The organism is Rhizobium fabae (assembly GCF_003985135.1).
Classification (GTDB): domain Bacteria; phylum Pseudomonadota; class Alphaproteobacteria; order Rhizobiales; family Rhizobiaceae; genus Rhizobium; species Rhizobium pisi.
This window is the reverse complement of record NZ_ML133645.1, coordinates 125,491-147,255: the sequence shown is the minus strand read 5'-3', so window position 1 is coordinate 147,255 and position 21,765 is coordinate 125,491. Positions and strand designations below refer to the sequence as shown.

21 protein-coding genes are annotated in these 21,765 nt (G+C 63.0%); 10 read left to right on the top strand and 11 right to left on the bottom strand.

Going from position 1 to position 21,765, the window contains the following annotated elements; all coding sequences use genetic code 11:
* Positions 1-279: 279 nt before the first annotated feature.
* Positions 280-1,188, bottom strand: coding sequence for an SDR family oxidoreductase (locus EFB14_RS00800; RefSeq protein ID WP_126821895.1), 909 nt, complete (start codon positions 1,186-1,188; stop codon positions 280-282).
* Between the two features lie 123 nt (positions 1,189-1,311).
* Here EFB14_RS00800 and EFB14_RS00795 point away from each other — a divergent pair, with 123 nt between their 5' ends.
* Entirely contained in the window at positions 1,312-1,728 is a 417-nt protein-coding gene (locus EFB14_RS00795; protein ID WP_126821893.1) for a winged helix-turn-helix transcriptional regulator, read from the top strand.
* 12 nt (positions 1,729-1,740) lie between these two features.
* Here the strand turns inward: EFB14_RS00795 and EFB14_RS00790 are convergent, their stop codons facing one another.
* From EFB14_RS00790 to EFB14_RS00770, 5 genes are all read right to left on the bottom strand, one after another.
* Complete coding sequence (locus tag EFB14_RS00790; RefSeq protein WP_126821891.1) at positions 1,741-1,974, bottom strand: DUF6429 family protein; 234 nt, start codon at positions 1,972-1,974, stop codon at positions 1,741-1,743.
* 108 nt (positions 1,975-2,082) lie between these two features.
* A complete protein-coding gene (locus tag EFB14_RS00785; RefSeq protein WP_126821889.1) occupies positions 2,083-3,306 on the bottom strand; it encodes an MFS transporter in 1,224 nt (407 codons plus the stop codon).
* Positions 3,307-3,497: 191 nt separating this feature from the next.
* Entirely contained in the window at positions 3,498-4,121 is a 624-nt protein-coding gene (locus EFB14_RS00780) for a TetR/AcrR family transcriptional regulator (RefSeq protein ID WP_126821887.1), read from the bottom strand.
* A gap of 71 nt (positions 4,122-4,192) precedes the next feature.
* The gene (locus EFB14_RS00775; RefSeq protein WP_126821885.1) at positions 4,193-5,110 is read right to left on the bottom strand and encodes a bifunctional helix-turn-helix transcriptional regulator/GNAT family N-acetyltransferase; all 918 of its coding nucleotides are present in this window, start codon (positions 5,108-5,110) and stop codon (positions 4,193-4,195) included.
* Between the two features lie 237 nt (positions 5,111-5,347).
* Entirely contained in the window at positions 5,348-6,067 is a 720-nt protein-coding gene (locus EFB14_RS00770; protein ID WP_125843685.1) for an aspartate/glutamate racemase family protein, read from the bottom strand.
* Between the two features lie 154 nt (positions 6,068-6,221).
* On the opposite strand from EFB14_RS00770, the gene EFB14_RS00765 reads away from it, so the two are divergent.
* From EFB14_RS00765 to EFB14_RS00745, 4 genes are all read left to right on the top strand, one after another.
* Positions 6,222-6,686 carry an Lrp/AsnC family transcriptional regulator gene (locus EFB14_RS00765; RefSeq protein WP_126821883.1) on the top strand — a complete coding sequence of 155 codons (465 nt, stop codon included), beginning with the start codon at positions 6,222-6,224 and terminating at the stop codon, positions 6,684-6,686.
* A gap of 198 nt (positions 6,687-6,884) precedes the next feature.
* Entirely contained in the window at positions 6,885-7,448 is a 564-nt protein-coding gene (locus tag EFB14_RS00760; RefSeq protein ID WP_126821882.1) for a BA14K family protein, read from the top strand.
* A gap of 275 nt (positions 7,449-7,723) precedes the next feature.
* Positions 7,724-8,989, top strand: coding sequence for an NAD(P)/FAD-dependent oxidoreductase (locus EFB14_RS00755; RefSeq protein ID WP_126821880.1), 1,266 nt, complete (start codon positions 7,724-7,726; stop codon positions 8,987-8,989).
* A gap of 446 nt (positions 8,990-9,435) precedes the next feature.
* Positions 9,436-11,379 carry an elongation factor G gene (locus tag EFB14_RS00745; RefSeq protein WP_126821878.1) on the top strand — a complete coding sequence of 648 codons (1,944 nt, stop codon included), beginning with the start codon at positions 9,436-9,438 and terminating at the stop codon, positions 11,377-11,379.
* Between the two features lie 345 nt (positions 11,380-11,724).
* Here the strand turns inward: EFB14_RS00745 and EFB14_RS00735 are convergent, their stop codons facing one another.
* A complete protein-coding gene (locus EFB14_RS00735) occupies positions 11,725-12,771 on the bottom strand; it encodes an NAD(P)-dependent alcohol dehydrogenase (protein ID WP_126821875.1) in 1,047 nt (348 codons plus the stop codon).
* A 205-nt stretch (positions 12,772-12,976) separates the two neighbouring features.
* On the opposite strand from EFB14_RS00735, the gene EFB14_RS00730 reads away from it, so the two are divergent.
* The 3 genes from EFB14_RS00730 to EFB14_RS00720 all read left to right on the top strand — a co-directional run bounded on the left by EFB14_RS00730 (position 12,977) and on the right by EFB14_RS00720 (position 16,747).
* On the top strand, positions 12,977-13,885 hold the full coding sequence (locus EFB14_RS00730) for an AraC family transcriptional regulator (protein ID WP_126821873.1): 909 nt from the start codon (positions 12,977-12,979) through the stop codon (positions 13,883-13,885).
* A gap of 100 nt (positions 13,886-13,985) precedes the next feature.
* Positions 13,986-15,044, top strand: coding sequence for a glycosyltransferase family 2 protein (locus EFB14_RS00725; RefSeq protein ID WP_126821871.1), 1,059 nt, complete (start codon positions 13,986-13,988; stop codon positions 15,042-15,044).
* The gene (locus tag EFB14_RS00720; protein ID WP_126821870.1) at positions 15,044-16,747 is read left to right on the top strand and encodes a hypothetical protein; all 1,704 of its coding nucleotides are present in this window, start codon (positions 15,044-15,046) and stop codon (positions 16,745-16,747) included. The genes EFB14_RS00725 and EFB14_RS00720 overlap by 1 nt, the downstream gene beginning before the upstream one ends.
* 37 nt (positions 16,748-16,784) lie before the next feature.
* Here EFB14_RS00720 and EFB14_RS00715 read toward each other — a convergent pair whose 3' ends face one another.
* Positions 16,785-17,150, bottom strand: a complete 366-nt coding sequence (locus EFB14_RS00715; RefSeq protein ID WP_125843695.1) for a DUF4087 domain-containing protein — start codon at positions 17,148-17,150, stop codon at positions 16,785-16,787.
* Positions 17,151-17,173: 23 nt separating this feature from the next.
* Entirely contained in the window at positions 17,174-17,632 is a 459-nt protein-coding gene (locus tag EFB14_RS00710; protein ID WP_125843696.1) for a hypothetical protein, read from the bottom strand.
* 183 nt (positions 17,633-17,815) lie between these two features.
* On the opposite strand from EFB14_RS00710, the gene EFB14_RS00705 reads away from it, so the two are divergent.
* Both EFB14_RS00705 and ilvC read left to right on the top strand, forming a co-directional pair.
* A complete protein-coding gene (locus tag EFB14_RS00705) occupies positions 17,816-18,472 on the top strand; it encodes a TetR/AcrR family transcriptional regulator (protein ID WP_183604842.1) in 657 nt (218 codons plus the stop codon).
* 48 nt (positions 18,473-18,520) lie between these two features.
* On the top strand, positions 18,521-19,540 hold the full coding sequence (gene ilvC / locus EFB14_RS00700) for a ketol-acid reductoisomerase (protein WP_126821868.1): 1,020 nt from the start codon (positions 18,521-18,523) through the stop codon (positions 19,538-19,540).
* Between the two features lie 72 nt (positions 19,541-19,612).
* On the opposite strand, the gene EFB14_RS00695 is transcribed toward ilvC, so the two are convergent.
* Entirely contained in the window at positions 19,613-20,611 is a 999-nt protein-coding gene (locus EFB14_RS00695) for a DUF808 domain-containing protein (protein ID WP_126821866.1), read from the bottom strand.
* A 90-nt stretch (positions 20,612-20,701) separates the two neighbouring features.
* On the bottom strand, positions 20,702-21,619 hold the full coding sequence (locus EFB14_RS00690) for an MYG1 family protein (RefSeq protein ID WP_126821864.1): 918 nt from the start codon (positions 21,617-21,619) through the stop codon (positions 20,702-20,704).
* Positions 21,620-21,765 lie beyond the last annotated feature (146 nt).

Here is a 21,765-nt window from a genome sequence, read left to right as displayed (position 1 = left end):
ACGGCACCGACGACCACAATGCTTGAGTTGTTTGGGGAAGCCGGTGCGCCCAGCCAATCTCCACCCTTGTGGGGGAGATGCCCGGCAGGGCAGAGGGGGGTGTCACACGGCACGCCCTCTCCTCATTCCTGTCCTCAGGGCTTTGCCCCGAGGATGTCACAGGAACCCACCCAGGGCGCGTCCGCGCCGTGGGTGACCCATCTGTCTGACGTGATGACATTTTCGCATTCAAAATCCAGCCGCTCATCCCCGCGGCAAGCGCAGGGATGAGCGGAAGGCTCAATGGCCTCCGGCGTTGCCTGAAGCCGTCAGGGCTGCCTTGTGTGCCACGCAGAAATCCTTCAGCGGCTGCGGCTTCCTGCCGGTCAGCTTGGTGAAATCTTCGGTGACGATGGCGAATTTGCCGGCGCGGGTGTTGGCGTCGGCTGAAACCAGCATATCGGCGACAAAGCCGGGGAGGCCGGCGCCGCGGATGCCTTGGCCGAGCTGCTCGTCATTGACGTCGACCACGTCAAGCGGCTTGCCGGCGACTTCGGAGACGATGGCGGCGATCTGCCGGTTGTTCAGCAGCTCGGCCCCGGTCAGCGTGTAGGTGGCGCTCTCTGAAGTTCCGGAGGCGAGGGCGGCTGCGATCGCCAGCGCGCAGTCGTCGCGCGAAATGGTCGAGATCTTGCCGTCGCCCGTGGCGCTGTACCATTTGCCGCCCTGGAGATTGTGCGGCATGCCGTGCAGGTAGTTGTCGTGATACCAGGCGTCGCGAATGATCGTGTAGGCGACGCCGCTCGCCTTGATGGCGTTTTCGGTGCCGAGGTGGTCGGGTGCGAAGGTGACGAGCGAATCGTCGGGCGCCGGCATCGAGGTATAAGCGATGTGCTTGACGCCTGTCTTGGCGGCGGCGGCGACGGCGGCCTTGTGCTGGGCGAGACGCTTGCCGGGAGTATCGAGCGCATCGGTGCTGATGATCAGCAGCCGGTCGACGCCGGCGAAAGCCTTCTCCAGACCGGCCGCATCATCGAAATCGGCCTTGCGGGTGACGACACCCTTGTTTGCGAGCTCGGCAAGCTTTTCCGGGCTGCGCGTTGCCGCGACGATGTTGCCGGGGGCGACCTTATAGGTCTCGATCAGGTGATGGATGACACGCTGGCCGAGCTGTCCGGCCGCGCCGGTGATCAGGATGGTTTCGCTCATACGTCGTTTCCTTCTGCGTTCCGATGGTAGTCTCAAAAAGAGAGTAACACTAGAATAGGAATTGACTTCGCGGTGTAAAGGAGGCAGTTTTTCGGCTGTACGTTACCAAAAGGGAACCAGCAGATGAGCGGCGCAGTCGTCAGTCTGAAGAACAGGACGCCGGGGATGCGGCGCGAGATCGATCTCGCCGATCTCGATTTTTCCAATTGCCCGGTCCGGGACATGATGCAGCAGATCGGCGGCAAATGGTCGACGCTGCTGCTCGAGGTGCTGGCGGCCGAGCCCCGTCGGTTCGGTGAGCTGCGGCGCATGCTACCCGATATCTCGCAGCGCATGCTGACGCAGACGCTACGCGACCTGCAGAGGGACGGTTATGTCAATCGTGAGGTCTTCCCGACCAAGCCGCCGAGCGTCGAATATTCGATGACAGATCTCGGCCGCTCGCTTTACCAGCCGCTGTCGCAGCTTCTGAACTGGGCGGAAGCAAACCACGATGCCGTTCGCGCCGCCCGCTTGCGTTTCGATTCTGTCGACAGCTAGTGGCGTCAGCGATCATTTCGTCGGTCGCGTAAACAGAGCGCGGAACAATTCCTCCGATCGCCGCAATCCTTCGTCGCTGAGGACGACGGACTTTGCCTTGCCCGCGGGATCTTCAATCAAGCCCTTCCGATGCAAGCGGTCCATCACGTCCCAGTCGAAACCCTTCCAGGCACGGTCTCCGTCATGCAGCGTCAGCCATAGCAATGCGAGAACGGCGTCGTCGATCTTCTCTTCGTCCATGTCCATGTTGGAAACATCCCACAAAAACGAAATTCTTGAGCGGTGAGCGGGAGTGTGCCCGCTCACCGGATGGCTGCATTTATAAGCCCGCATTGAGGATTTGGATATCGGGTCTCAGATTTTGCCTGCCTGCTTGCCGCGCCCTTCCGTCAGGAACAGGAGGAAGGCCAGTGCGGGGAAGCAGAAGCCGATCCAGGCCGTCATCGTCCAGCCGCCGGTCGCATAGGCCCAGCCCCCGAGCGCCGAGCCGAGCGCGCCGCCGGCAAAGAAAGTGGCCATGAACAGGCCGTTGAGCCGGCTGCGGTGTTCCGGATTCAGCCCATAGATGGCGCGCTGGCCGCAGACGAGATTGGTCGTCACGCCGAAATCGAGAAGGATCGCCGCCGCCGTCAAAAGCAGCAAGGCGGTGAGCGAGCCATCTGTGGCGAAATGGCTGATCAGGAAGGAGGCCATGCCGAGCAGCATGGCGATCGTCGAGGCGATCTTCGTCATGCCGCGGTCGGCAAGCCGGCCGGCGATCGGCGAGGCGACGGCGCCGGCAGCACCGGCAAGCGCAAAGAGGGCAATGCCGTTCTGCGTGAGGCCGAAGGCCGGGCTTGCGAGCAGCAGCGGCGTCGTCGTCCAGAACAGGCTGAAGGCGCCGAACATGCCGGCCTGGTAGAGGGCGCGGCGCTGCAATACGCGCGAGGTCAGTGCCAGATGGGCCATGGAGGCGAGCAGCTCGCCATAGCGCAGCTTCGTCTTCGGCAGGCGGACCGGCAGGTTGGCGCGCAGCACGATGGCGAGCACGATCATCAGCCCGGCGGTGAGATAATAGACGACGTGCCAGGACGAGGCCTCGGCGACGAAGCTTGCGAAGGGGCGGGCGAGCATGATGCCGCAGAGCAGGCCGCTCATGACGTTGCCGACGACCTGGCCGCGCGTGGCATCCGGCGCCATGTTTGCCGCAAAGGGCACCAGCACCTGAACGGCGACCGAGGCGAGGCCGATAGAGAGCGAGGCGGCGAGGAAGGCGGCAGGCGTAGTCGACAGTGCTGCGCCGATCAGCGCAACGGCGGAGACAGAAATCAGCAGCAGGACGAGGCGACGGTTTTCGGTGAGGTCGCCGAGCGGCACGATCAGCAGCAGGCCGAGGCCGTAGCCGATTTGCGTCAGGGTGACGATCAGGCCGGTGGCGGCGGGGGTGAAGCCGAGATCGGCGCTGATCGGGCCGGCAAGCGGCTGGCCGTAATAGAGATTGGCGGCCACCAGCCCGCAGGCGGCGGCGAAAAGGAAGGTGAGCCAGGGCGATAGCGCTCGTGGGATAGCCTTGTCCGGCGTGGTGGCTGAAATGCTCATCGGAAACTCCGGTGTCCAAAGATTTTGGGGATTGAATGCAAAAATGCTGGCTACGGCCACCCGATCCTTGACCGGGTGTCGTTATTTTCGATCGTCTGGGGCGCGGCCATAAAGCGCGCCGCAATCTTTCAGATTGGCTCCCCGCGCATGTCGTGATCGCAAAAGCGCTGCACGGTTTTGCGCGAGATGCTTCAGGTCACGAGCTTCATCGCCGCTTCGGCTGCGGCGACCATCTCCTGCCTGCTGCGTCCTGTTTTGCCGATGACGCGCAAGCCCTTGGTGAAGCAAAGAAAGGTGAGTGCGGCGGCATCCGCCGCCACCGTCTGCGGAATGCTGCCATCGGCCTGGCCGATGCGGATGAGGTCGGCCATCAGCTTCTCGTCGGCGGCAAAGGCAGCCGCGACATGGGCGGCCGATTCCTCGTCGAGCAGGGAAAAATCGTTGGCGCCGCCCACGACGAGGCAGCCTTTGCGGCCGTCATCGCCATAGGAGCGGTCGGTGTAATACATCACCATCTGGAAGACTTTCTCGCGGCCCGTTTCCGCTGACGCGATCATCGCTTCCAGGCGCCGCCGGCCGAGTTGCCGGTAACGGGCAAAGGCTGCGAGAAAGACGCCGCGCTTGTCCTTGAACGCCTTGTAGATGCTGCCTGAGGTCAGGCCCATTGCCTCGGTCAGATCGCTGATCGAGGTCGCGTGGTAGCCGCGTTCGGAAAAGACCTGCAGGACAGCATCAAGTGCGACATCCATATCGAACTCGCGCGGACGGCCACGGCTGCGGACTTTTTCATCTGATGTGAGGTTGGCAACGGTCATGGCCGTTAATTAGGGAATGATCGTTTCCAAATCAAGCGAAATTTTTGCGACGCAACAATCGCTGGACGAGATCAGAGGGTCAGAACCCAGTTCTGGCCGTTCGCCTCGGGGCCGAACATGCGATGTCTCTCCTCGGAGATAAGGCGGAAGCCTGCTTTGACGTAGATGGCGCGGGCGGTCTCCAGCATGTCGTTGGTCCAGAGTGAAAGCTCGCGGTAGCCCTTCTGCCTGGAGAAGCGGATGCATTCGTCGACCAGCAGCTTGCCGAGGCCGAGGCCGCGGGCCGATTTGTCGACATAGAGCAGGCGCAGCTTGGCGATGCCGTCGCCGCCATTGGTGACGAGGACCGAGCCGACATTGACGCCGCCGCGCTCGGCGATCCAGCAATATTCCAAGGACGGATCGAAATTGGCGAGGAATTTTCCCGCGACTTCGGCAACCAGCGCCTCGAAGCGCAGGTCCCAGCCATATTCCTCGGCGTAGAAGCGGCCCTGGCTTTGGACGATCCAGCCGATATCGCCGGCGCGATGGGCGCGGATGACCGCTGGCGCAGGCTTGGCCGCCGGATCGAGCAAGGCGCGGATCGTGCCCATGGCGCGGATCGCCGCCTCCGGCTCCCCGGCCGCGAGATTGTCGAAACGGGCGGCGATCTGCGCATTGGCGCGCCGGCCGAGTTCCTCGAACTTCTCTCGTCCCCGGTCGGTGACAATGATGACCTGGCTGCGCAGATCGACCGGATCGGGACTGGTTTCAATCAGTCCCTCGGCGCGGAAACGCTTGAGGATGCGGCTGAGATAGGCCGGGTCGAGATGCAGGTCGCGGACAAGTGCCGTGGCGGCGACGCCATCGTGCGAGCCGATTTCGAACAGGATGCGGGCGTCCGTCAGCGTAAACGGCGAGTCGAGATAGGCCTTGTTGAGAAGGCCGAGGAAATTCGTATAGAAGCGGTTGAAATCGCGGGCGGTTTCAATGAGAGCGGTGTCGGACATGGCAAAGGTCTCCAGGTGGAGATTCTTGCCAATTTGCTGACAAACCTCGCTCTTTGCTCGGCGTCATCCCAGGCCTTGTGCCGAGGATCTGCTCCATCTCAACCGGCTGCAGATGCCCGGGGACAAGCCCGAGCATGACGAAAGAGAAGCTGGCCGACCTGTCAGCAGTGCGGCAAAGGTCTCCGAATGAAGACCTTTGTCCTGCATTTAGTTGACTGAGTCAACTAAATTGTCAATTCAAGCGGCTTCCTCTTCGGCCGCTTCCTCGGCGCCGAGCGCGAAATCGACCGCCGCGCGCGCATGGATCGCAGTCGTATCGAAGCCCGGCAGCGGCAGGCGGTCGGGATCGAGGATCAGGCAGATCTCGGTGCAACCGAGGATGATGCTGTCGGCGCCGCGATCCACGGCGCGGTCGATGATATCAATCAGCTTTTCGCGCGAGCTGTTGTGCACTCTGCCGGCGCAGAGCTCGTTGAAGATGATGTCGTGCACGGTGGTGCGGTCGCTCGCATCAGGCACCATGATGTCGAGACCGAGGCTCTTCATGCGCTCGGCGTAAAAGCCGTGCTCCATCGTGTAGCGGGTAGCAAGCAGCAGCGGGCGCTTGCGGCCGGCGGCATGCAGCGATTTCGCCGTCTCGTCGATGATGTGGATCAACGGCACGGAGATCTTCTTCGCAACCTCATCGGCGATCAAATGCATGGTGTTGGTGCAGATGAGGACGCAGCTGGCACCGCCTACCTGCAGGCGCAGAGCCACGTCGGCGAGGCGACGGGCGGCCATATCCCAGTTACCGGCCTTCTGAAGGGCGACGATCTCCTCGAAATTGACCGAATGCAGGATGAGCTCGGCAGAGGCGAGGCCGCCCCTGCGGGCACGCACCATCTCGTTGACGAGGCGGTAATAGACCGCCGAACTTTCGAAACTCATGCCGCCGATCAGACCGATCGTTTCCATCTCTTCATGCTCCCATGCTTGAACTTCGAAAATGATGCCGCATTCCCGGCGCGGCGTGTTTGCGTTGTTTGTCCCTCATGCGAGGAGTGTGCTACTATTTTGCGTGATTTGGTAATATTATGCAAAATAAAGGCGCGAGGTTGACTTCACACACATGCTGGACGATCGCGACAGACGCATTCTCGACATGCTGCAAAAGGATGCCGGCATATCCGTGACCGACCTTGCCGAGCGTGTGGCGCTTTCGGTATCGGCCTGCTCGCGGCGCATCCAGCGGCTGGAGGAGAGCGGCCACATCGCCCGACGCATCGTCGTGCTCGACCGGGAGCGGATGGGCGTGCCGACGACGGTCTTTGCCCTCGTCAAGACGGCGCATCATTCCGACGAATGGACGGAAACTTTCCGCAGGATCATCGGCGACATTCCCGAGATCGTCGAGGCGCACCGGCTGACCGGCAATCACGATTACATCCTGAAGATCGTGCTGCCGCGCGTCGAGCATTACGACGTGATCTACAAACAGATCGTGCGCAAGCTCGAACTCTTCGACGTCTCGGCGTCGATTTCGATGGAAGAATTGAAACATGGAATGGCGATACCCGTGGGTTACGCACGGTGACCAGGGGATGAGCGCCTGGTATCCGGTCTTGTCTGGAAAAGGCAAGGTTGGATCGCTGGAGGAGCCGATAATCCTCAGCGCCATCGCCAGCGATTAATTTGTCTCTCTACGGAACGTTTTTCGACATATTGCGTTCACCTTTGGTTCAGGAGGAGAGGAAGATATTGCCTCCACTTGGAGGAGGAGAGGAGAACGGTCATGAGAAAGCTAACCGTCGCTGCGTTATGCTTGATCATAGGTGCCCCCGGCATCACGCCGGCTCAAGCGTTTCCGGCTATCAACCCACCCCGGATCGATGCGCAGCAGCAGATAGAGCAAGTGCAATGGCGCGGCCATGGCGGCGGTCACTGGGGTGGCGGCCACTGGGATGGCGGCCATTACGGAGGCGGGTATTACGGCCATCATCACCATGGATCGGGCTGGGGCTGGGCCTTGGGTGGTCTGGCCGTCGGCACGATCATTGGCGGGGCATTGGCACAGCCCTATTACGGCGGCTATTATGGTTCACCCTACGGCGGCTATTACGGCTCGGGCGGCTATTACGGCTCGCCCTACGGCTATTACGGATCGCCTTACCGCTATTATGGCTCGCCCTACCGCTATTATGGACGGCCCTATCGGGCCTATGCGTCGACTGCCTATTATGGAGGGGGCAGCAGCCACGAGAGCTGGTGCTATGCGCGCTATCGCTCGTATAGGGCGTTCGACAATACCTTCCAGCCCTATTACGGACCACGTCGCCAGTGCGTCGGTCCCTATTGAGGGTACGTTTCGTATCTGCGCTGTGAGCCGGTTCCTGACCGGCTATCGGTCGAACGGCACGTCTGCATTGCAGCCCAACCGAAGCTCGGTCTGGGCTGCATAACTGCGCCTGACTTCCATTCCACAAGTTTCGCAGGGTCGGACTACCGGAGGAGCGGATAATCTGAGCGCCACCGGCTGCCGGTGGCGCAGGGCAGGCATGCCGAAACGGCGGTTGCAACCTTCGCGGCAAAGGCCACATTGGCTTTCAGCGAAATGGCGCAAAGGGGCAGGTCATGGGCGATCATCATGTCGTCGTTGTCGGCGGCGGTTTCGGCGGGCTGCAGCTCGTCAACGGGTTGAAGGGCGCAGGCGTGAAGATCACCCTCGTCGACCGGCGCAACCATCATCTCTTCCAGCCGCTGCTCTATCAGGTGGCGACGACCATTCTCTCCACCTCTGAGATCGCCTGGCCGATCCGCCGCCTCTATGCGGACCGGCCCGACGTGACGGTGCTACTTGGCGAAGTCACCAGCGTCGACAGCGGCGCGAAGACGGTTTCGTTACGCAGCGGCATGACTCTCGGTTATGACACGCTGGTGCTGGCGACCGGGGCGACGCATGCCTATTTCGGCCGTGACGAATGGGAGCCGGTGGCGCCCGGCCTGAAGACGCTGGAGGATGCGACGACGATCCGCAGGCGCGTGCTGCTCGCCTTCGAAAAGGCGGAGATGGAGGCCGATGCCGCCGTGCGCGATGCGCTCCTGACCTTCACCATCGTCGGCGCCGGGCCGACCGGCGTCGAGCTTGCCGGCATCATTGCCGAGCTTGCGCATTTCACGCTGCCCAAGGAATTCCGCAACATCGACACGCGCAAGACCCGCGTCGAGCTGGTCGAAGCCGGCCCGCGCGTGCTGCCGACCTTCGCCGAAGAGCTTTCGGCCTATGCCGAAAAGGCGCTGAAGAGGGTTGGGGTCGAGGTTCTTCTCGGCAGGCCGGTGACCGATTGCAGCGCCGACGGCGTGCAGATCGGCGAGACCTTCATCCCGAGCCGGACGATCGTCTGGGCGGCCGGCGTCACCGCCTCGCCGGCGGCGCAATGGCTCGGCGCACCCGCCGACCGGGCAGGGCGCGTCGTCGTCGAAAAGGATCTGAGCGCGCCTGGCCTGCCCGACGTCTTCGTCATCGGCGACACCGCCTCGGTTCTGCGGGAAGACGGCAAGCCGGTGCCGGGCATCGCGCCCGCCGCCAAGCAGCAGGGCGGTTATGTCGCCAAGGTCATCCGCGCCCGCCTGTCGGGCAAACCGGCGCCGGCGCCTTTCAGATATTGGCACCAGGGGAGCTTGGCGACGATCGGCAAGAGTGCTGCGATCATCGATTTCGGCCGGATCAAGCTGAAAGGCTGGCTAGCCTGGTGGATCTGGGGCATCGCCCACATCTACTTCCTCATCGGCACCCGCTCGCGCTTCTCCGTCGCCTGGAGCTGGCTATGGATCTATCTCAGCGGCCAGCACAGCGCCCGGCTGATCACCCAGCGGGAGACGATGCGGGAGGAGGGGTAGGGCTCCTTCTTTCGGGTCAAGCCGGTGAAGAGAGGGCGTGCCGTGTGGCACCCCCCTCTGCCCTGCCGGGCATCTCCCCCACAAGGGTGGAGATCGGCTGGGCGCGATGGCTTCCCCAAACAACCACCGCATGGTTATTTCGATACGGCAGAGAGGGACGGATGACCCAGCCTCTTGCCGATCTCCCTCCTTGTGGGGGAGATGCCCGGCAGGGCAGAGGGGGTAATCCCACGGCACTCCGACACAGGAGACCACAATCGGCGCGCCGCACCGCAAATGCAATACACCCCACGCTTGACATATCTCCGCACACACCCTTAGCATTCCACCCGCGTCTCCCACCACCGGGAGTTACGCATCCAAGCCGTAACAACGGGTAGAGGTTCCAATGCGCCGATTCACTTCTCACGAAAATCACATCCGAATTTCCGAGAAGTTGGTGGTTTATGCGCACTTTGAATCTGGGCATCCTCGCCCATGTGGATGCAGGCAAGACTAGCCTTACCGAAAGACTGCTTTTTAACGCCGGGGTGATCGACAAGCTCGGCAGCGTCGATACCGGCAATACACAGACGGACACTCTCGAACTCGAGCGGCAGCGCGGCATCACGATCAGGGCCGCGGTGGTGTCTTTTGCGATCGGCGACAGGATCGTCAATCTGATCGACACACCCGGCCATCCCGATTTCATCGCGGAGGTCGAACGGGTGCTGGGATTGCTGGATGCTGCGGTCGTTGTCGTTTCGGCAGTCGAAGGCGTGCAGGCGCAGACGCGCGTGCTGGTGCGGGCGCTACGGCGGCTCGGCGTCCCCTTCGTCTTCTTCGTCAACAAGGTCGATCGTCCCGGCGCGCGTTTTCAGGATGTGATGGAGGCCCTTGCTGCGCAGCTGGCGGTCCGCCCCATCGCCATGTCCTCGGTCATCGATGCCGGAGCCAAGCTTGCCCGGGTGGAGGCGCTCTCTCCGGGAGGCGAGCCGCTCTTTTCGGCGCTCTGTGAGACGCTCGGGGAAAATGACGAGGCGCTGCTCGATGACTATGTCGTCGCTCCCGACCGGCTGACGGAGGAAATGCTCGGGCGCTGCCTGGCCGATCAGGTGGCGAGAGGGCTTGTGCATCCCGTCTTCGCGGGCGCTGCGATGACCGGCGTCGGCATTCCCGCTTTGGCATCGGCCATTGCGACGATCCTGCCCGCGCGGCGGCCCGATCCGGATGGTCCGGTCGCCGGCAAGATCTTCAAGATCGAACGCGGCTGGGGCGGGGAAAAGCTCTCCTACATCTACCTGAACTCAGGCACGGTGCGGCTCCGGCAATCTCTGGACTTGCCCAAAGGCCCGGAACGGGTGACCGCGATCCATGTGTTCGAGGCTGGCCGGGTTCATGGCGCCGAGAGCCTCCGTGCCGGGCAGATCGCGCGCGTCAGCGGCCTTGCCGGCGCCCGTATCGGCGATGCGGTGGGCGGAGATCCCCAGGGCGGGCGGGCTCACTTCGCGCCGCCCACGCTCGAAACCCGCGTTTTTGCCCGCCGCCCTTCCGACAAGGCGGCGCTCTGGCTGGCGCTGAACCAGATGGCCGAACAGGATCCCTTGATCAATCTGCGCCGGAACGAGGAGGCGGACGAAGTCTTCGTGTCACTCTACGGCGAGGTGCAGAAGGAGGTGATCCAATCGACGCTGCAGACGGATTTCGGCCTCGAGGCACGGTTCGAGGAAAGCACAGTCATCCTGGTCGAGAGGCCCTTGGGGATCGGGGTCGGCCTGCAGATCCTCTTCAAGGAGCCGAATCCGTTTCTCGCGACCGTCGGCCTGCGCGTCGAACCGCGCGCCCCTGGAGCGGGCAACAGCTTCGCGCTCGAAGTCGATGTCGGCCAGATGCCCGTCGCCTTTTACCGAGCGGTCGAGGAAACCGTGTTCGAGGCGCTGAAGCAGGGGATTTTCGGCTGGCAGGTCATCGATTGCCACGTGGCGATGACGGCCGCCCGGCACAGTGCGCCCGCAAGCACCGCCGCCGATTTCCGGCAGATGACGCCATGGGTGCTGGCAACGGCGCTATCGGCCGCGCAGACCGTCCTCTGCGAGCCGATCGACCGCTTTCATCTCATCGCACCCATGGAGAGCTTGAGCGCCGTGCTCACTCTGCTTGCGAAATCAGCCGCGGCGACGACGGATTCGGTGATCGCTGATGGCGTCGCCCGGCTCGAGGGGACCATGGCGTCTCAGATGGTCCAAAGCGTTCAGCAGCAATTGCCCCGCCTGACGAGCGGGGCGGGGACCATGGAAACTTCCTTCGATCACTACGCCCCGATCGCAGGCCCGCCGCGCTTGCGCGGACGCTCGGGGCCTGATCCGTTCAACGGCGCCGAATATCTGCTGCGCCTGCGGGGGAGTGGTTAAGGGGGTTGTACTGAACCCTGGGGATGAGCGCAAAAATCAGGAAGGAGAGGGTATGCCGTGGGGTTACCCCCTCTGCCCTGCCGGGCATCTCCCCCACAGGTGGGGAGATCGGCAAGTGGCCAGGGCTTCCCCAAACAACTGGCCGTCACATGAACCGTAAATTTGGGGCGAAGCATGGCTTCCTGCCGATCTCCCCCCTTGTGGGGGAGATGCCCGGCAGGGCAGAGGGGGGTGGCCACGGCACGCCGGTATAGGATCAAGCCATCGCGCGTCCGCACGAGGGCCGATGGAGGGTGCCGCTCGTTATCAAAAAAGGCGGCCCCCGAAGGAGCCGCCCCTCGTTCCTCAGGCCGCCAGCGAGGCGATGTCGATGACGAAGCGGTAGCGGACGTCGCTTTTCAGGACGCGCTCATAGGCCTCGTTGACCTGCTGGATGTTGATCTTCTCGATCTCGGAGACGATGTTGTGCTTGCCGCAGAAGTCGAGCATTTCCTGGGTTTCCTTGATCGATCCGATCATCGAGCCGGAGATGCTCTTGCGGCCGGGGATGATCGAGAAGGCATGCACCGGGATCGGGTGTTCCGGCGCGCCGACGACCACGAAGGAACCGTCCACCTTGAGCAGGCCGAGATAGGCGTTCCAGTCGATCCCGGCGCTGACGGTGCAGATGATCAGGTCGAACGTGCCGGCGAGCTTCGTGAAGGTTTCCGGGTCGTTGGTGGCGTAATATTCCTTGGCGCCGAGCTTCAGGCCGTCTTCCTTCTTGGAAAGGGTCTGGGAGAGCACGGTGATATCGGCGCCCATGGCCGAACCAAGCTTGACGCCCATGTGGCCGAGGCCGCCCATGCCGAGGATCGCGACCTTCTTGCCCGGGCCGGCATTCCAGTGGCGCAGCGGCGAATAGAGCGTGATGCCGGCGCAGAGCAGCGGCGCGGAGGCATCGAGCGGAAGGTTGTCAGGGATGGACATGACATAGCCCTCCTTGACGACGATGCTATCGGAATAGCCGCCCTGGGTGCGTGTCTTGCCGTCGGCTTCGAAATCATTGTAGGTGCCGGAAAGGCCCGGCATGTACTGTTCGCGGTCGAGGTCGCGTTCGGCGCAGCCGATGCAGGAATCGACGAAGCAGCCGACGCCGACGCGGTCGCCGACCTTGAACTTGGTGACGGCGGAACCGACGGCCGAAACGATGCCGGCGATCTCATGGCCGGGCACGATCGGGTAGACGGCGTTCTTCCACTCGTTGCGGACGGTATGGATGTCGGAATGGCAGATGCCGGCAAACTTGATGTCGATGACGACGTCATCGGGGTTCGGGTTGCGGCGCTCGAAGGTGAAGGGGGTGAGCGGCTTGGAAGCGTCGGTGGCGGCGTAGCCTCTTGCAATAGGCATGGGAACCTTCCTTTTGATCATGGAGTGGGGGTTGAACGGGATGCTGGACTATTGCCCGGAACCGCGCGAGAGGGTTAGAGCGATCCTCCGAGCTTTTTGCACGATCCTGCAAAAGTGAGAGGCCGGCCTGTTTGCGAAATGGCGAAGGCACTCTAGATAGAGGCGGTATCGCCGGCGTCAGACAATTGACAGAAAGAGTTGCCGCATGACCTTGCCCTTCAGCCCCTATCAGGAAATCGTCGACATCTCGATGCGCTTCGCACCTCACGACGGCGGGTTCTCCACGGCGATCGGCAATCTACACATCAGCCGCCGATCCAGGCCCAGCGACCCGCTGCACAGCAGCTACCAGCCGTGTTTCGCCTTCGTGCTGCAAGGGGCCAAGAGCCTGCGCCTCGGCACGGAGCAGATCAGCTATGGAACCGGGGACTATCTTTTGACCTCACTCGACCTGCCGGTCGCCTGGCGCGTCACGGAGGCGAGCCCCGAGGTTCCGCACCTCTGCCTGGGGCTGGCAATCGACTCCGAAAAGCTGCTGGAGCTTTTGAGCCGCATCGATATTCCGCGCCCGGCCGCCCATACCGACGGGCAGCGCGGGATGGCGGTGAATGTCGCTCCGCCGGAACTGCTCGACGCCGCTGTCCGCCTGATGCGCTTGCTCGATCGTCCAGCCGATATTCCGGCCATGGCGCCGCTGATCGAGCAGGAAATCCTCTACCGGGTGCTGACCGGGCCGGATGGCGCGCGGCTGATCAATATCGCCACGGCAGACAGCCACAGCAACAGGGTCGCGCGCGCGGTCGCGTGGCTGAAGGAAAACTTCGCACGGCCGCTGCGCATCGAAGACCTTGCCGAGCGCGTCAGCATGAGCGTGTCGTCCTTCCATCACCACTTCAAATCGGTGACGGCGATGACGCCGGTGCAGTATCAGAAGCAGCTTCGCCTGCATGAGGCGCGCCGTCTGATGCTCGTCGAGCGGCTCGATGCCGGCACGGCCGGCCACCGCGTCGGCTATCAGAGCCCCTCGCAGTTCAGCCGCGAATACAGCCGCCTCTATGGCGCATCACCCGCCCGCGATATCGACGGCGCGCGCGAAATCATGGCGGCGGAATAGAGCGCGGCGCGTCCGCCAAGATGCCGGCGCGGTTTGCTATTAAAGGATGTTTGACGTTTCGCAGCTAGGCTTGTTCGAAACACCAAGCACTGATGGCGGCATGACGCAAACACCATTTCTTTCCATCGTCGCGCCTTGTCACAACGAGGAAGAGGGTCTGCGCGAATTCTGCCGTCGCGCGGTGGCCGCTGCTCGCAGCGTTGCCGGCGATGCCTTCGAGCTCATTCTCGTCGATGACGGCTCGTCCGACGGCACCTGGGAGATCATCTCGGATCTGGCGGCTGATGTGCCCGAGGTGCTCGGCATTCGCCTCCTGCGCAATCACGGCCACCAGCTGGCATCGACGGCGGGTCTTGCCGCGTCCCGGGGCGAGCGTGTGCTTTTGATCGACGCCGATCTTCAGGATCCGCCCGAACTGCTTTTGATGATGATGCCGATCATGGAGCGCGGCGCCGACGTCGTCTACGGCCAGCGCACGCGCCGCGAGGGTGAAACCTGGTTCAAGCTCGCCTCGGCTTCGCTCTTCTATCGCGCCCTGTCCAGGCTCGCTTCGGTGACCATCCCGCGCGATACCGGCGATTTCCGGCTGATGCGACGGCGCGTCGTCGATATCCTGCTCGCCATGCCGGAGCGCGATCGCTTCATTCGCGGCATGGTCAGCTGGATCGGCGGCAGGCAGGTGGCCCTGCCTTATGAGCGTGACGCCCGCTTTGCCGGCACCACGAAATATCCGCTGCGCAAGATGATCAATTTTGCGCTCGATGCGATCACCAGCTTTTCGACGACGCCGCTGCGTATCGCCACATGGCTCGGAGTGGTCAGCGCCGGTGTCGCGATCGCGTTGCTCGTCTATACCTTCGTGCGCTGGCTGGAAGGCGAAACGGTTACCGGCTGGTCGTCGATCATGGTTGCCGTCAGCGTCTTCAGCGCCATCCAGCTGATCTGCATCGGCATCATCGGCGAGTATCTCGGCCGTCTCGTGCAGGAGAGCAAGAAGCGGCCGATGTTCATGATCGAGACGATCCGGCGCGGCAGCGAACAGGCCGAACTGCCGGCCGTCTTTTCCGAGATGAGCGCGAGCGACAGACGCGCCGCGCTGGATGCGGTCTTTGCATCCGGTGAGCCGCCGCGGTCGCAAAAGACCAGCCGGATCGGATAATGGACCAGATTGCGGCGCCTGCCTCGGCCAAGGCCAGGCCTGAAGAATCGGCTGGCAGGCAGGATTCCACCATCGCGATCGCCGCTTTCGTCGCGCTTGCCGCGGCCCTGGTGGTGCTGTTTCCCTTTCCGCCCATTCTCGATTATGCCAATCACTACGCCCGTCTCTGGCTTCTTTCGGGTGGAATAGGCGAGCAGCCGTTTCCTGAGATCTATGCGGTCGATTGGAACCGCACCTTCACCAATGTGGGAATGGATCTCCTGGCCGTCTGGCTCGGACCGCTCATCGGCGCGGATGCGCTCGCGCGGGCATTGCTTTTCCTGGCGATCGTTCTGCCGCCGCTTGGCGCGATCTGCCTGCACCGCGCGCTTTTCGGAGGCCGGCACTATTGGCAGATCGCCATGCTGTCGCTCGGCTGGTGCGCCACCATGATCGGCGGCTTCATCAACTTCCAGATCGGCCTCGGCATGGCGCTCGCCTTCGCCTGCGTCGATCTGCGGCTGCAGGGGCGAAATCCCGCTCTGGTTTTTGCCTGGCGGCTCGCCGCCGCACTGGCGCTGACGGTGATGCATATCTTCGCGCTCGGCTTCTATATGACGATCGTCTGCGGCCTCGAATTTTCCTGGCGCATCGACATAGTGCGATCGAAGTCGGGCCTGTTCAGACTTGCCGGCCGGTTGGCACTGGCGCTTGGCGCCTGCGTTCTGCCGCCGCTTTCGCTCTATCTCCATACGGCGGCTTTGCCCAACGCCGCCGGCAATGGCCTCGGCCTCGTCTGGAACGACAGCATCCTCCTGACCGTCCAGAATTTACTCTCCGCCATCATGACCTATGTCCCGGTCGTGGATGTCGTGCTGGTTCTGCCGCTGATTTTCATCTGCACGCGGGCAGCGCGCGCCGGCGACATTCGTATTCATGCAGGGCTTGCCGTCGCCGCCTCCGGTCTTCTGCTTCTCTCCTGTATTTCGCCTCGCCACGCGCTCGGTACCGGATGGATCAGCTGGCGCTTTCCAATCATGGCGGTGCTCGTCGCCATGGCAATGGTGTGTCCCTTCGCCAATCTCACGCGCCGGCAGGCGCTGTTGCTGGCGCTCATCGTCAATCTCACGGTGTTCGGCCGCACCGGCTGGATCGGTTGGAACTGGTGGCTGGCGCAGAAGGATGTTGCCGCCGTTGAGAGCGTTCTCAAGAAGATATCGCCCGGTGCGGCCGTGCTGCCTCTGGAGCACAAAGCGGGTAAGGAAAGCGGCCTTGCCCACTCCAGCCGGAATTTTGTGTGGGGACTGGCTACCTACCGGCATCTGCCGGCGCTTGCCCTGCCTTTCTCCCATGCTTTCGTGCCGACACTCTTCACCGCAAAAGGCAAGCAGCCGCTCTCCGTCCTGCCGCCATGGTCTGAGATCGCGGCTCCCGAGAGCAGTCTCGTGTCGATTGGCGTGCTTTCCTGCCCGGCATTGATGCAGGAGTTTAAAGCCGATCCGTCTTATCTGTACCTGTCGGATTGGCGCAGGCGGTTCGATTTCGTCCTGGTCGCCAATGCCGATGTTACCGACGACTATGTCGGCAACGTCATGCCAGCCGGCCTGACGCTCATCGAGGATGCCGGTTTCGCGAAGCTATACGCGATCGACAAGACGATGCCGGAAGAATCTCCGCCGATCCCTGCCGGCTGCGCTGCGGCATCAATTGCCCTTGGGTCATGATCGCGCCGGCCTTCCAGTTTTTCGGTTTAGGCTCCGATCAGCCTGGAGATTTCAGCGCCTTGTCGGCACGGCATTTGGCGAGCTTCAGCTGGCGGAAGGAGAGGATTTTCGTGATGCGATCCTTGCCGTCGGTCTCGACGCCCATGCAGGCGCAGGCATAGCCATAATTGCCGTTGGTCCTGACGTAATCGTGTTCTGAGATGTCGGGGATCAGGTCCATGCCTTCCACCGCATCGACATCCTCGCCCTGGGTCATGATCGTCCAGGTGTTCTCCGCATCCTGCAGCCACCAGTTGGCGGGCGTCGGATTCTCGATCCAGCCGCAACGCGTCTCGGCGGCCTGTGCATTCGCCGCGATGGTCACGGCTGCGGTGATGATGGCCGCGGCTACCCAGTATTTCATTGGCTTTTCCTCGTCGCCGGATTTCAATTGTTGATCGCGATGATCGCCCAATGGCTGTCCTGGCAGGCATTGTCGTCGCAGACCGCGCCCATCCAGACGGCGCCGTTCGCGAGCATGACGCCGTCGCTGTTGACGAAGAGATCCTGATATTGCTGGCGCCCGACAGTGCGGCGGGTCTCAGCCGTCACCAGATCGTCGAAATTCTCGACGAAATCCTCGGCATTCTCGACATCGTAGGTCTCGCCGTTCGCCTTGACGGTGAGCGGGTATTCGACAAGGCCGGCGATAGCCTCGGCATCGCCCGAGCGCATCGCGCGGACGAGCTGGCGCAGCGGCCGGTCGAAACCCGCGGCATCGCCGTGCAACTCCTCGATCTTGTTGTAGACGTCGTTTTCCGACTGCGCGAAAGCGCCGATGGTCAGGGGCGTCGTTGCCAGGAGCAGTGTTCCGGCTAGAAGAAGGGCGGCGGGCAGGCGCGGCATGGAAGGCTCCCGGCAAATGGCGTGGCGCGACATTATGCGATTCCCGGGCGGGCGCGCCTATGCAATTCTGGCGTTTCGCCGGGATATCGGTCATAAAAAAATCCGCCGGGGCTTCTTGACGTCCCGATCGGTTTGCCGCATATAGCTCACGAACCGTACCGTACGGTACTTTCAAAGGGAGCCATGGCCGTGTCCGTCGATACCGCAGAGCCGAGCGAATTTTCGCCGCGCCAGAACGCCGTTCTGGAGCAGGCGCTGCAGTTGCTCGTCGACGGCGGCGAAAAGGCGCTGACGACCTCGGGGGTCGCGCGCGCCGCCAACTGCTCCAAGGAAAGCCTCTACAAGTGGTTCGGCGACCGCGACGGGCTGTTGTCGGCGATGATCGCCTACCAGGCGAGCAAGGTGCGCACTTTCGAGCGCAACGGCGAGCGGCTGACGGCGGCGAGCCTGCACGACCATGTCGTCATCTTCGCGCGCGACCTGCTGGAGGTTCTGGCCGGCGACGTCTCGCTGGCGCTGAACCGGCTGGCGATCGGCCAGTCGCACCGTGACGGCTCCAAGCTCGGCAAGCTGCTGCTCGAACGCGGCCGCCGCCAGATCGACCGGCGCGCCATGGCGCTGATCGATGCCGGAAAAAGGGCAGGGCTCCTTCGGTTTTCCGATGCCGACGAGGCCTATCACACGCTTTACGGCCTCGTTGTCTCCGACCTGCATGTGCGCATGCTGCTCGGCGAGCCCGGCCTCAAGGATACCGCGCGCCAGGCGGAGAGGGCGGTGACCGCCTTCCTCCGGCTCTACGGCACGGACAAGGTTCTCGCGGAGATGCCGGCTCTCGGCTGACCCGCTTTCATGACAGTCAACAAGACAAGCAAAGGGAAGGAACTTCAAATGCGCGTCTATTACGATCGTGATGCCGATCTCAACCTCATCAAGGCCAAGAAGGTCGCCGTCATCGGTTACGGTTCGCAAGGCCGTGCCCATGCGCTGAACCTCAAGGACAGCGGCGCCCAGAACCTCGTCATCGCGCTGAAGGCCGGTTCGCCCACGATCAAGAAGGCCGAAGCCGACGGCTTCAAGGTCATGACGGTTGCAGAAGCCGCCGCCTGGGCCGACCTGATGATGATGGCGACCCCGGACGAACTGCAGGCCGAGATCTACAAGGCCGACATCGCCGGCAATATCCGCGACGGCGCAGCCATCGCCTTTGCCCACGGCCTCAACGTTCACTTCGGCCTCATCGAGCCGAAGGCTTCGGTCGACGTCGTCATGATCGCCCCGAAGGGCCCGGGCCACACGGTTCGCGGCGAATACCAGAAGGGCGGCGGCGTTCCCTGCCTCGTCGCCGTTCACCAGAACGCTTCCGGCAACGCGCTTGAACTCGCTCTCTCCTACGCCTGCGGCGTCGGCGGCGGCCGTTCCGGCATCATCGAAACCAACTTCCGCGAAGAGTGCGAAACCGACCTCTTCGGCGAACAGGTCGTTCTCTGCGGCGGTCTCGTCGAGCTCATCCGCGCCGGCTTCGAAACGCTCACCGAAGCTGGTTACGCTCCGGAGATGGCCTATTTCGAGTGCCTGCACGAAGTGAAGCTGATCGTCGACCTGATCTATGAAGGCGGCATCGCCAACATGAACTACTCGATCTCCAACACGGCCGAGTGGGGCGAATACGTCACGGGTCCGCGCATCATCACCGAAGAAACCAAGGCCGAGATGAAGCGTGTCCTCAAGGACATCCAGACCGGCAAGTTCACCTCCGAGTGGATGCAGGAATACAAGTCGGGTGCGGCCCGCTTCAAGGGCATCCGCCGCGTCAACGACAGCCACCAGATCGAGGAAGTCGGCGCCAAGCTGCGCGGCATGATGCCCTGGATCGGCAAGAACAAGCTGGTCGACAAGTCCGTCAACTAAGCACTTTCCGGAGCGCGCCGCATCGAACCTGGTTCATGCGGCGCGCTTCGGTCTTTATTCTGATATTTGTGGTTACGCGGTCCTGATCTTGCGGATGCGCGTCGAGCACCACCGCCATGCGGGCGCGACGGCAAAGCTGACGGTCGGGATCATCGCCAGCCCAAGGGCGATGCCGATGAGGCCGGAGCCGGCGGCCTGAACCAGCCAGGAAGCCAATCCGCCAACCGCCGGGATCGCATGGGCAGCACTTTCTCCGGCATCATGGAGAAGGTGGCTCGGCCAGCCGAACCCGAACGCCTCGGCGCCGTGCACGATGATGCCGCCGCCGACCCATATCATCGCTGCCGTCCCGACCGCACCCAGCACTTTCAAAAGATAGGGCATGCCCTGCACGAGGCCGCGGCCGAGCATGCGCGGAAGTGCGCCCGCTTGAGACGGAGGCGAGCGCTGGGCGAGCCAGAGCCCGACATCATCAGCCTTGACGATCAAGGCGACGACACCGTAGACGCCGGCCGTGATCGCAATGCCGACGATGGCAAGGACCAGCGCCTGCGTTGCCAAGCCGGCTTCAGGAACTGAGCCGAGAGTGATCGCCATGATCTCCGCCGAGAGGATGAAGTCGGTCCGGACGGCGCCCGCCACTTTTTCATCCTCGAAGGCCTTCGGATCGACGCTGCCCGCATCGAGCTCGGCCTCGTGGGCGTGCGCGGCATGGGGAAAGGCAAGCTCGTAGACTTTTTCAGCGCCCTCGTAGCAGAGGTAAAGCCCGCCGAGCATCAGCAGGGGCGTGATGGCCCCGGGCAAGACAAGGCTCAGGATCAGCGCGGCCGGCAGGAGGAACAGGATCTTGTTCTTGAGCGAACCGAGCGTGATTTTTGCAATGACCGGCAGTTCGCGTGCGGGCGAAAAGCCGGTGACATAGCGCGGCGTGACGGCCGTATCGTCGATCACGACGCCTGCGGCCTTTGCGCCGGCCCTGCCGGCCTGGGCAACCACATCGTCAAGCGAAGCGGCCGCAGCCTTGGCAATCGCTGCGACATCATCAAGAAGGGCAATCAGGCCGACACTCACGGGGAACCTCTCATTTGGGCGGTAGCGACGATGAAACTATAGAGCCAGGCGGCCGGCCGGGAAGGGGCGATAGTGGCATGACGGCCGCTATCAGGCCTTGCCGATGGCCTCGACCGCAAGCTCGGCCATGGCGAGCGCCGCCTCGCGGGTCCTAGCGGCGGCGATGAAGCGGCCGTTGTGGCAGAAGCTTGCTCCGCTCACGCCGCAGGCAGCCTCCAGCTCGCCATTGGTGAGGCCCGCCCAGGCGGCGGGCAGATCGGCCCTCAGCTCGAAGCCTTCGTCGCCGCGGCGGATGCCGGTCACGCACCAGTCCTTTTCGCGCGGGTGGACGACGAAGAGCAGGTGATCGGCGCCCGCCTTCACGATGGCAGGGCGGAAGGGCATTCCCATCGGCAGCTCGAGGACGCGTCCCTCGCCAGTATCCAGGATTGCCCGATGGACCAGGGCCTCGGCCCGCAATTTCGCGGCGCTCTGGGCGATCTTTGCCTCGACGAAGCTGCGGGCAACGGCAAGTGCTGCATGGAATGCGCGATCGTCGGCCTCGGGATCCCGATCGTCGAAAACCGGCTTCAGCGTTTCCAGTAGGGCGGGCAGGGTGAGAGCGCCGAGCGGCCCGGAGGGGCTGAGCGCGCCATTGTCCGTCAGATCGATCGGCAGCACGAAGCTTCGATCGAAGGAGCCATGCACCGCCTCGATATGCTCTTCGGGAAGGCCTGAGGCTGCCAGATAATCATGGCCATAATGCTTCCAGATCAGCCCGAACGAGCTGTAGGGCTGGCCGTCTTCCCTCAACGGCGCGCCGCGCTGATGGTGATCGAAGATCCCCGCCTCGGCGTCATAAGCGCCGCCGACATCGTAGATGACACGGTCTGCCCCCGGCGTGATCCATTCCGGCGCCCGGCTGCGGACGATGCGAGCCTGCGGGAAAAGCCGGGTCAAGATGACGCTCGACAGCAACTCGTCGGCATGGAAGCCACCGGAATGGGTGACGAGGAAATCTGGGATCATGCTGTGCAGCCTTGTCTTTTGCGGAGGACCCGCTTGAGGTTTGCCTGAGATAGCCGTTGCCGGACGCTATCTCAACCCGTCATTCGCGCATTGAAGGTTTGGCCCGCACGTCATGGATGACCAAGCGACGGGCGCGCCTTACGAAA

Excerpts from the sequence above, each read along its gene's own strand:
- EFB14_RS00765 (WP_126821883.1), top strand. The coding sequence starts at position 6,222 with ATGCTGGACGATCGCGACAGACGCATTCTCGACATGCTGCAAAAGGAT.
- EFB14_RS00730 (WP_126821873.1), top strand. The coding sequence starts at position 12,977 with ATGACCTTGCCCTTCAGCCCCTATCAGGAAATCGTCGACATCTCGATG.
- EFB14_RS00775 (WP_126821885.1), bottom strand. The coding sequence starts at position 5,110 with ATGTCCGACACCGCTCTCATTGAAACCGCCCGCGATTTCAACCGCTTC.
- EFB14_RS00705 (WP_183604842.1), top strand. The coding sequence starts at position 17,816 with ATGGCCGTGTCCGTCGATACCGCAGAGCCGAGCGAATTTTCGCCGCGC.
- EFB14_RS00745 (WP_126821878.1), top strand. The coding sequence starts at position 9,436 with ATGCGCACTTTGAATCTGGGCATCCTCGCCCATGTGGATGCAGGCAAG.
- EFB14_RS00715 (WP_125843695.1), bottom strand. The coding sequence starts at position 17,150 with ATGAAATACTGGGTAGCCGCGGCCATCATCACCGCAGCCGTGACCATC.
- EFB14_RS00690 (WP_126821864.1), bottom strand. The coding sequence starts at position 21,619 with ATGATCCCAGATTTCCTCGTCACCCATTCCGGTGGCTTCCATGCCGAC.
- EFB14_RS00795 (WP_126821893.1), top strand. The coding sequence starts at position 1,312 with ATGAGCGGCGCAGTCGTCAGTCTGAAGAACAGGACGCCGGGGATGCGG.
- EFB14_RS00790 (WP_126821891.1), bottom strand. The coding sequence starts at position 1,974 with ATGGACATGGACGAAGAGAAGATCGACGACGCCGTTCTCGCATTGCTA.
- ilvC (WP_126821868.1), top strand. The coding sequence starts at position 18,521 with ATGCGCGTCTATTACGATCGTGATGCCGATCTCAACCTCATCAAGGCC.
- EFB14_RS00710 (WP_125843696.1), bottom strand. The coding sequence starts at position 17,632 with ATGCCGCGCCTGCCCGCCGCCCTTCTTCTAGCCGGAACACTGCTCCTG.
- EFB14_RS00780 (WP_126821887.1), bottom strand. The coding sequence starts at position 4,121 with ATGACCGTTGCCAACCTCACATCAGATGAAAAAGTCCGCAGCCGTGGC.
- EFB14_RS00785 (WP_126821889.1), bottom strand. The coding sequence starts at position 3,306 with ATGAGCATTTCAGCCACCACGCCGGACAAGGCTATCCCACGAGCGCTA.
- EFB14_RS00755 (WP_126821880.1), top strand. The coding sequence starts at position 7,724 with ATGGGCGATCATCATGTCGTCGTTGTCGGCGGCGGTTTCGGCGGGCTG.
- EFB14_RS00760 (WP_126821882.1), top strand. The coding sequence starts at position 6,885 with ATGAGAAAGCTAACCGTCGCTGCGTTATGCTTGATCATAGGTGCCCCC.
- EFB14_RS00725 (WP_126821871.1), top strand. The coding sequence starts at position 13,986 with ATGACGCAAACACCATTTCTTTCCATCGTCGCGCCTTGTCACAACGAG.
- EFB14_RS00735 (WP_126821875.1), bottom strand. The coding sequence starts at position 12,771 with ATGCCTATTGCAAGAGGCTACGCCGCCACCGACGCTTCCAAGCCGCTC.
- EFB14_RS00770 (WP_125843685.1), bottom strand. The coding sequence starts at position 6,067 with ATGGAAACGATCGGTCTGATCGGCGGCATGAGTTTCGAAAGTTCGGCG.
- EFB14_RS00800 (WP_126821895.1), bottom strand. The coding sequence starts at position 1,188 with ATGAGCGAAACCATCCTGATCACCGGCGCGGCCGGACAGCTCGGCCAG.
- EFB14_RS00720 (WP_126821870.1), top strand. The coding sequence starts at position 15,044 with ATGGACCAGATTGCGGCGCCTGCCTCGGCCAAGGCCAGGCCTGAAGAA.